At 54.1% G+C, this 1,382-nt stretch carries 1 protein-coding gene and 1 pseudogene; both read right to left on the bottom strand.

Features of this window, described 5'->3' with window-relative positions; translation table 11 throughout:
- On the bottom strand, positions 1-709 hold a 709-nt coding region (locus tag DM995_RS17810), incomplete at its 3' end, for an AbiTii domain-containing protein (RefSeq protein ID WP_157973311.1).
- A gap of 277 nt (positions 710-986) precedes the next feature.
- Positions 987-1,382 (bottom strand): annotated as a pseudogene (locus DM995_RS17805) (hypothetical protein); the annotation flags it as partial.

Below are 1,382 nucleotides of genomic sequence, written 5' to 3'. Positions count from 1 at the left end.
TGTTGCTTTCGATGGCTTGCGTGAGCTGTTGAAATACGTTCTCCGTGGTGATCGCATTCGTGGAATTGTCTGTCGAGTTAACGTTCGTTCTATTCTGGCTCGCAATCATGTCGCCGTTATGAAGCGAGCCATTGAGGACGCCGATGCTGATCGAAGGACCAGCTGTGGCTGCTTTCCGTTTCTCTTCCACTGTGAAGCTAATCCCTGTTCCCAAGATGCCTTTGCGCTCAAGCGCGACCGCCCAATCGAGGATCAAATTGCGGACTTGATGCGTGATGTTCAGGAACACCGCAGAGCTAATGTGCACGTTGTAGTCCTGAGCGGTGCCGCCGTTCCATTGGTTCACCCGCGCGATCAACCATTCAGGAAGGCGGGCAATCACCTCATTCGTACCATCGCCAGCAAGGGTCTCAACCTGTCCGATCGGTTCGCGAATTTCCTGCCTGCTGAGCTTGTCCAGCATATCTGGATCACCGCCAACTGAACGGACGCCCCAATGCGTATGGTGGGATTTCACCTGTCCCTTTGTTTTGCGGTAGGTAGGGACTTCCACGTCTGCAGGATAGCCGTGCAACTCGTGATCTACCCAATCGGCGGCGTCGTCCAATTGAAGCTTGGTCGCAGCCAACTTGACCATTCTCCGCAGCTCTGTCGCGCTGACGTTTCTATCCAGTACCTTCGCCTGAATTTCTTCAACCAGACCGCTCATATTATCCCCATGTTCCACTTCGGAAAATGGGTGCGAGTTGTCCGCAATCAACCGTTGAAGGCAGCAAAGTTGCTGGCAAAGTCAGAACAGAGATCTCGGGCGAATGACAGACTAGCACAATGTTCGAGCTTACCGACCGGCCATTTGCGCGATCCGGCTGGCGGATTCTGATAGAAGCCGTCAGCTACCTCAACGAAGCCCAACCCCTTAAATTAAGGCGGAAGCGAGATAGCATGTTTCAGCTAGAGAATGCTACGTTGCCACCATTGTTGAGCGCCTATCGCAATAGCCCGTTTAGATGCTTGAATGCAGCCTCAAAACGATCCTTCGTCTCTTCTGACACCCGGGGCCATAGTTTGGTGATCTGTTCGGTGAAATAGCGCGCTGGGCGGTAGTGCCCGAACGAACCTGACTTCATCGGGTTGTCGGCCAGCCAAGCCTCGATGGCCCGAAGGGTCCGTGGCTCCTTCGCATTGAGCTTGGTCTTCGTGATTTTCTCCGGCAGCTGCGCTGCGAACTCGCAATTCACCAAGTCGATGTAGAACGCCCTATCGAACATGTGGTAGAGCCGTTCGCAGGCTTGGTGCAGGTCAAACGCAGCCTTCTTTAGGTCGCCATCATCAACTGCATGTCCGTATCCCCGCATGAAACTCTGGGCGCTAGGGAGCCAGTC

The organism is Blastomonas sp. UPD001, assembly GCF_003426715.1.
Lineage (GTDB): Bacteria > Pseudomonadota > Alphaproteobacteria > Sphingomonadales > Sphingomonadaceae > Blastomonas.
Note: the sequence above shows the minus strand (reverse complement) of the source record. Positions and strands in the feature narration are given on the sequence as shown.